Genomic DNA, 8,072 nt, shown 5'->3' with positions numbered 1-8,072 from the left:
TCCATATCCTATCAGGTATATGTGGAGGATTGTGAAGTATGTTGCAATCCAATAGAATTACACCCACGTTTTGAGGATCAAGAATTAGTAGCTTTTGAAGCATTAAATATTGAACAATAGTTTTAGGTAGTACTGTTTTACTCTTTGAGTATACAATTCTTGTATTTCAAGCTTATCTTCGTTAATATATGTAACATCATTTTCAGAATAGTAAAAGTTGATACCTTTGTATAGATGCAATCACTAATTGATTTTTTAAATATTCTTATTCTCTTAGGAGCAATTCAAGGATTGATAACCTCAATTTTATTATTCAATTTTAAATCAAACAAAAAGGCTAACAGGATATTGTCTTTTTTAATTTTATTGGTTTCCTTGTCATGTTTCAATATATACATATTAGAAACCATTACGACCACAGCAACTTTTTGGCTTGTGTTGGAAGCTATTTTTCCTTTAGTTGTTATTATGCCAATTGGGCCATTAGTATATTTTTATATAAAAACTTCATTGTATCCAGACTTCAAATTAACAAGAAAGAACAACGTTCATTTTTACACTGCCGTATTAGACCTAGTTCCATATGTAGCAGCTGTTATTTTTATAGTAGGTGGCTTTTTAGGTTTTATAAATGCTGATAGTAATGTGAAATGGGGGAATTTTATAGATGTTTATACCATGTATGTAGATATTCCTAGATGGATTTCATTGGTGATTTATGTTTGGTTTTCTTTTAAATTAATGAGCAATTATCCATTAAAAGCTAAAAATAAAGCTCATATGAAATGGGTGAAACAATTTACAATTGGCTTTTTAATATTTGCTTTTATTTGGGGTGTTCATTTGGTTTTTTACTTAATTCCTTCTTTGTCCCAGAGCGTACTGAATCGAGTTGGGTGGTATCCGATTTATATACCTCTAATTGGATTAATTTATTGGTTGGGTATCAATGGTATTATTATCAGTTTGAAACCCTACTATAAATCCTCTAAAACACCTGATTTATCAGAAACAATTGTAAAAACAACAACATTAGCTTTACAACAGGCAATGATAAAGGATCAATTGTTTTTAAACGCATCTCTTAAACTCGATGATGTTGTAAAGCATATTGAAGTACCACAAAAGACAATTTCTACAGTCCTAAATCAGCATATAGGCAAAACTTTTAATGAGTTTATTAATGAATATCGCATAGCAACGTTCAAAAAGAGGTTGCTAGATAATGATACTAATAACCTAACGATTACAGGAATTGCTTTTGAATGTGGTTTTAATTCTCAAGCTACTTTTCAAAGAACATTTAAAACCATAACAGGTGTATCACCAAAAGAATTTCAGAAAAAACATATAAAAAGTTAGCAGAAAAAGCTCTCAAATCTAGATTTGAATAGATTTATACTATCTCCCAAGCCTTTATTTGTGGAAAATAATCTGGATAAAGGATAAGACTTCATGGGATCATGATTTTTATTGAAAAGTTCTGTACCCGAAAGACTTAACAAGAATATCGAGTAGTTTCCAAAAACAAAATGTAATTGCTGTTTGTCGACAAAACAGATCTTGGATACATCCATCTTAAAGTTTTCTTATCCTATTATCACTTTAAACGAACGATTTATGAAAACCCGCTTTTTTACAATTTATTTTTTATTATTATCTATAGTAGTTTCTTCGCAAAAAGAATCAACTGATCTAGATCTTGTTGATGATTTTCTAACCATAGAATATCCCAAAAATAAACCAGGAGCTGTAATTTTAGTTGCAAAAGAAGGAAACATACTTTTTGAAAAAGCTTATGGATTGGCTTCTCTAAAACCAAAACGTAAATTAAAAAAAGACATGGTGTTTCAAATTGCTTCTATTACCAAACAATTTGTTTCTGCTGCGATTCTTACCTTAGTAGAAGAAAGGAAAATGTCTTTAAAAGACACTATTCAGAAATATGTACCCTACTATCCATCCAAAAAACACCCAATAACTATTCATCATCTATTATCACAAACCTCTGGAATACCTGAGTATTTTATTCTTGAAGATGATGAACTCCATTTACTTGCTAAGGAGCATACTCCTAAAGAACTAATTAATTATTACAAAGATGTTCCTCTGAAGTTTATCCCAGGAGAGCAATGGGAATATAGTAATTCTAACTATCCATTATTAGGTGCGGCCATAGAAAAAGTTACAGGAATGACATTAAAAGAGTATTTAGATCAGCATTTTTTTGAACCTTTGAAAATGTCATCTACAGGACTTGGGTATCCTCAGGATGTAAAGAAAAATCGTATTCCTACTGGTTATGATCATAAAAACGGAATGTTATTTCCTGGGCCCAAAATTGTTGGATCCGCTATGTATGCTGCAGGTGGAATGGTGTCTACTACAAATGATTTATTCTTATGGAACAGAGCTTTAAGGAATCATACAAATGTGTCTAAATTTGTTATAGAAGCTTTAACTACAGAGAAAACACTCAATTCAGGGAAAAAAACAGGTTATGGATATGGGTTTTTTATAAAAGACATCAAAGGAAGTCCTACCATTCAACATAGTGGTAATTTATATGGTTTTACAAGTACAGCATTATATCTTCCTGAAGAAGATGTTTTTGTTGCGCTTTTAACGAATACAAAATATGATAGAACAGACGAAATCGCTAATTATGTAGCGAGCCTTCTAATTAATAAACCACTTAAGATTCTTAATTCTAAAGAAATGTCCAATGCCCTATTGAAAGAATATATTGGAACCTATGAGATGAAGAATAAAGATATAGAACGAAGTTTTGAAATTAAACTTTATGAAAACAATCTCCTTTTGTTTGATCCTAAAACTCCCGAAAGCACTGCCCTTTTGAAAACATCAGAAGAAAAAGATGTATTGTTACTGAAGGTAGCTAACGCTTCTTTTAAATTCATTAGAGATGAAAAAAATCAAATCATTGGCTTTAAGGCAGCACAAAATGAAGATGTTTTTATGTTTAAGAAAATAAAATAGTAGTTATATAAAGTTATAACAGGTCTTATTGTAGATATTCCCATGTTTTGAAGGTTAGGGATTTACAACTTTTAAAGCGCTAAAAATCGATAAATGATCGTTTAAATTTGTTCATCTACAGTAATCTACCATTCGTCGACAGTAAATCCCCGTTTTATCGAAATAAAATCTGATAAAGGCATAATTTTTAGACTTTTACAGTGTAAACATAACAGTAGAATAAAAAATACCTTTAGCCTTATGAGAACTTTAAAATTTTTATTGATAGAAGATGACGAAATAGAACGTTTAAAATTTGTGAGAGTGTTAGATAAGAATAACTATTCTTATAAGCTATTGGAAGCAGAAAATGGAGAAGAAGCTTTAGATATCTTAGAAAATAAGAACGAAATCCCAGATCTAATTCTATTAGACCTAAACATGCCGAGAATGAGTGGATTAGAGTTTTTGAAGATCTTAAAAGCTAATGATAGATTGAAATATATTCCAGTGGTAATTCTAAGTACTTCTAACAATCATCAAGATCTCAAAAGAAGTTATGAAGAAGGAATTGCAGGCTATGTGGTGAAGCCTTTGAAGTACGAAGACTATGTAGAAAAAATAAAATCTTTAGTAGAGTATTGGGGAAAAAATGAACTTTTCATTATGTAAAAACTAATAAAATATGTAAATTCACGTACCCCTCAGGTATGATGTTTTACGACAAGAAGAAAAAGATCTTTTCACACACTATTTTCTGACAGTAGACGCTATCTTATTGCTTATAATTTATACTTAAATATATGAAAGGTATTGTATTTACTGAGTTTTTGGAACTTGTAGAAAGTAAGTTTGGTCTGCAAATGGTAGATCAGATAATTGAACAGTCTAATCTTCCTTCTAAGGGAATTTATACCGCTATTGGCACCTATAAATTCTCAGAGATGTTAAGCTTGCTTACTAACTTAAGTAACAACACAAACATCAATACGGATGACCTCCTTCTAGTATATGGAGAACATTTTTTTGATGTATTAGCCAATAGTTATGGTTCACTATTAGAACAATATAATAACCCTTTAGAATTATTAGGATCTATAGAAAATCATATTCATGTAGAGGTAAGAAAAATCTATCCTGAAGCTGAACTACCTACCTTCGAAGTTTTACACAAAACCGAAACTGAGCTTATAATGATTTATAAGTCAAGCAGAGCTATGTATAGTTTTGGATTAGGTCTTATGAAAAAGACCTTTCAGCATTTCAACAAAAAAGCAAATATTCAATTTGAAAAAATAAAAGAAGACGGAACAGAGGTTAAATTCATGATTCATTTACAATAAGTATGAATAAACCTGATCCGGAAATATTAGAACGAGCCTTGCAAAGGGAACGCGCTGCACGAAAACAAGCAGAGAGTATTCTTGAAGATAAATCCAGAGAATTATATGATCTTACTCAGGAATTACGTTCCGCCAACCATAAGTTAGAAGGACTCTTTGATGAAAAGAAGAATGAGTTACAGGGAGTTTTTGATAATCTGGTTGATGCCTACGTGCTTATGGATGTACAAGGCAATATTTTGAATATGAATACTTCTGCAGTCAAACTTTTCGGATATGATGTAGCCGAAGAAGAAATTAACGTAGTTTCTTTAATTTATAAGGATGATTATGAATATGCCATGTCTTCTTTTCAACAATTAATTACACAAGGATCTTTTTCAGATTATAAGGCAAGAGTATATACCAAACATAAAGGTGTGCGAACAGTACACATCAATGCGAGCATTATTAAAAATAGTGATGGTCGTGTGATTGGTGCGCAAGGTATTGTAAGAGATATCACAGTACAATTAGAACAAGAAAATCAAAAGGAGCAGTTATTACATAATCTAGAAGTAAGTAATAAAGAATTAAATGATTTTGCGCATGTAGTATCACATGATTTAAAATCTCCGCTACGTGGAATGAATGCATTGATTAATTGGCTGAAAGAGGATTATAAAGATATCTTAGATAAAAGTGCACAGAAGTCTTTTGATTCATTACTTCAAAAGATTGAGAAAATGGATAACTTAATCGAAGGAATATTAGCGTATTCTAGTATTGATAAGCAAGCCATTAAAGAAAAAGATATTGATCTTAATGAAGTAGTCGCTAATATCATCTCCATGATTTATGTACCAGATCATTTCACCGTTACCATTAAAAACAAGTTACCGACTATTAAAGGTGATCAATATAGATTACAACAATTGTTTCAGAATATTATTAGCAATGCGATAAAATATAATGACAAAGAACAAGGCATCTTAGATATTTCATGTGTAGATAATGAGGATCATTGGGAATTCATTTTAGCAGATAATGGCCCTGGAATTCCAGATGAATATCACGCCAAAATATTTGAGGTTTTTCAGACTATTAGTACTTCTAAAGAATCAACAGGTGTAGGGTTATCCATTGTTAAAAAAATTGTAGATCTCTACGATGGATCTGTCAATGTCACTTCTGAAGAAGGAAAAGGAGCGACTTTCTATCTTATTTTAAAGAAAACCAAAAATCATATAAACTCATGAAAAGCCAACAGTACATAAAAGAAAAGAATAGTGAATGGAAACCTGCAAATACCTACAACGATAGTTTAAAAGAGCCATTAGTGTTGGTTTTTGGGAATAGATATTTATTGGAAGACCCAAAGATTTTTGACGAAATTAAAGACTTGTATCCCACAGGAGATATAATTATAGGATCTTCCGCAGGAGAGATTTTAGGAGAAAGTGTAACGGATTCTTCTCTTTCATTAACGGCTGTCGAATTTGAAAAAAGTCAATATAAAGTTGTTCGTGAGAATATTCTGGATTATGATAAAGATGCCTATAAAACAGGTCAAAAATTATCAAATCAATTGCCAGAAAATAATTTAAAACATGTTTTTGTAGTGAGCGAAGGAAGTTTTGTGAATGGATCTGCATTAATTGATGGTTTAGAATCGATTCATAAATCCGTAACTTTTACAGGTGGATTGTGTGGAGATGATGCCAGATTTGAGAAAACACTGGTTGGCTACAATGATATTCCAAAAGAAGGAGAGATTATTGCTATTGGTTTTTACGGAGATAGTTTAGATATTACAAGCGCTCAATATGGTGGTTGGACACCTTTTGGTCCAGAAAGAATTGTAACTAAATCGGATAATAATATTTTGTATGAGCTAGATGAACAACCTGCATTAGATCTTTACAAAAAATACTTGGGAGATAAAGCAGCCGAGTTACCTCAATCTGCGTTGCTATATCCATTAAGTGTAAAATCAGAAGGAAAGAAAGAAGCTATTGTTAGAACGATATTATCCATTGATGAGAAGGAAAATACTATGATATTGGCAGGAGATGTTGCAGAAGGTTCTGTAGTGCAATTGATGATGGCTAATATTGATAAAATTGCTGAAGGAGCTGCTCAAGCGGCCTTATTTGGAATGGAAAAAAGAGAAAAATCACCTGATCTAGCAATTTTGGTAAGTTGTATAGGTAGAAAATTAGTAATGGATCAACGAGTAGAAGAGGAAATTGAAGAAGTAGTAGAAATTGTAGGGAAAGAAGCTGTAGTTACTGGTTTTTACTCTTATGGAGAACTAGCACCTTTTAGAAATAGTAAAAAATGTGAACTTCATAATCAAACCATGACATTAACACTTATTAGTGAATAAATATGAATCCTCTCTTAAAGCGTCAAATAAGAAAAAATCTTCCAGAATATCTTAAGGGAAATGATGAGTTAGAAGATTTTCTAGAAGCAATTAATAAATCATACGCCAATTATGAAGAGCAATTTGCAATGTTGCAAAGGGCTATGTCTATTAGTTCGCAAGAATTATTTGATGCTAATGAAAAATTAAGAGAAGAAGCAGAACAACAACGACTAGTAATTGCCAGTTTGAATGATGCTACAAAAGCATTACGATCTATTACCTATAAAAAGGAAAAATCAAATTCTGGTCAGGAAGAAGAATTAACAGGTCTGGAGCTAGCCTCATTAATAGAAAAGCAAGCAAAACAAATCTCTGATTTTGAGAAACAAAGAGCAAAAATCCTTAAGGATCTAGAAAAAAGTAATGAAGAATTAAGTAATTATGCTCAGATCGTTTCTCATGATTTAAAATCTCCTTTGCGAAATGTAAGTGCTCTGGTTTCTTGGATAAAAGAAGATAGCGAAGATCTAGGAGGAACCGTTTTGAGCCATATTGATCATATCGAAGGAAATCTATTGAAAATGGAAAATCTTATTGGCGGAATTTTAGAATACTCGCTAGTAGATAAAAAAGAACAAATAGACAGCCTTGTAAATGTAAATATGCTGATCAAAGATACTATTGAATCCATTCATGCTCCAGATACGTTAGAATTTACTATAGATAATGTATTACCTACGGTAAAAAAGGATGTATACAGATTAAAGCAGCTTTTTCAAAACTTACTAAGTAATGCGATAAAAAGTATTACTACAGATCAAGGACAAATTCATATAGGATCTATAGAAAAAGATGACTATTGGGAGTTTTATATAAAAGATAATGGAAAGGGTATCGAAGAAAAATACCACAAAAAGATATTTGAGATTTTTCAGAGTGTGGATGAACACAAAAAATCAACAGGAATTGGATTGTCTATAGTGAAAAAAATTATTGACTTTTATGAAGGAAAGATTTGGTTAGATTCTAAAGTCGGTGTTGGTACAACTTTTTATTTTACACTTAAAAAGACAAAATGACGGAACAACCAAATTTAAATTATATAGAAGAACTATCTGCAGGATCACCAGAGTTTAAGCAAAAATTAATAGAAATTCTAAAACGAGAGTTTCCAGAAGAAAAAAAAGTGTTTTTGGACAACTATTCTCAAAAAAAATATAAGGCTACTGCCGAAAATGTACACAAATTAAAACACAAAGTAGGGATGCTTGGTTTTGAAGCAGGATATCAAACCACAATAAGCTTTGAAGAAGAGCTATTAAACGGAGAGGATTCCCTGTTTTCGGAATTTATGCTTATTTTAGACTCCATAGAAAATTTTCTTGTGACTATTTAACCCA

Annotated in this window: 9 protein-coding genes; all 9 read left to right on the top strand. The window is 31.3% G+C overall.

The genetic code is table 11. The features are described 5' to 3' along the window. Positions 1-120: CPXCG motif-containing cysteine-rich protein (locus GBO31_RS20895; protein WP_219010422.1), on the top strand; the 120-nt coding region annotated here is incomplete at its 5' end. Positions 121-234: 114 nt separating this feature from the next. After that, complete coding sequence (locus tag GBO31_RS20890) at positions 235-1,362, top strand: helix-turn-helix domain-containing protein (protein ID WP_219010421.1); 1,128 nt, start codon at positions 235-237, stop codon at positions 1,360-1,362. 258 nt (positions 1,363-1,620) lie between these two features. After that, the gene (locus tag GBO31_RS20885) at positions 1,621-3,000 is read left to right on the top strand and encodes a serine hydrolase domain-containing protein (protein WP_219010420.1); all 1,380 of its coding nucleotides are present in this window, start codon (positions 1,621-1,623) and stop codon (positions 2,998-3,000) included. A 240-nt stretch (positions 3,001-3,240) separates the two neighbouring features. Next, a complete protein-coding gene (locus GBO31_RS20880; RefSeq protein ID WP_219010419.1) occupies positions 3,241-3,651 on the top strand; it encodes a response regulator in 411 nt (136 codons plus the stop codon). Between the two features lie 131 nt (positions 3,652-3,782). Continuing rightward, entirely contained in the window at positions 3,783-4,322 is a 540-nt protein-coding gene (locus GBO31_RS20875) for a heme NO-binding domain-containing protein (RefSeq protein ID WP_219010418.1), read from the top strand. Between the two features lie 2 nt (positions 4,323-4,324). Next, positions 4,325-5,560, top strand: a complete 1,236-nt coding sequence (locus GBO31_RS20870; RefSeq protein ID WP_219010417.1) for a sensor histidine kinase — start codon at positions 4,325-4,327, stop codon at positions 5,558-5,560. Beyond that, a complete protein-coding gene (locus tag GBO31_RS20865) occupies positions 5,557-6,690 on the top strand; it encodes an FIST signal transduction protein (RefSeq protein WP_219010416.1) in 1,134 nt (377 codons plus the stop codon). The genes GBO31_RS20870 and GBO31_RS20865 overlap by 4 nt, the downstream gene beginning before the upstream one ends. Before the next feature lie 2 nt (positions 6,691-6,692). Beyond that, positions 6,693-7,751, top strand: a complete 1,059-nt coding sequence (locus GBO31_RS20860; RefSeq protein ID WP_219010415.1) for a sensor histidine kinase — start codon at positions 6,693-6,695, stop codon at positions 7,749-7,751. Next, a complete protein-coding gene (locus GBO31_RS20855) occupies positions 7,748-8,068 on the top strand; it encodes an Hpt domain-containing protein (RefSeq protein ID WP_219010414.1) in 321 nt (106 codons plus the stop codon). The genes GBO31_RS20860 and GBO31_RS20855 overlap by 4 nt, the downstream gene beginning before the upstream one ends. Positions 8,069-8,072: the final 4 nt, after the last annotated feature.

It is taken from the genome of Aquimarina litoralis (assembly GCF_019295435.1).
Taxonomy (GTDB): Bacteria; Bacteroidota; Bacteroidia; order Flavobacteriales; family Flavobacteriaceae; genus Aquimarina; species Aquimarina litoralis_A.
This window is presented reverse-complemented; position numbering and strand designations above follow the sequence as displayed.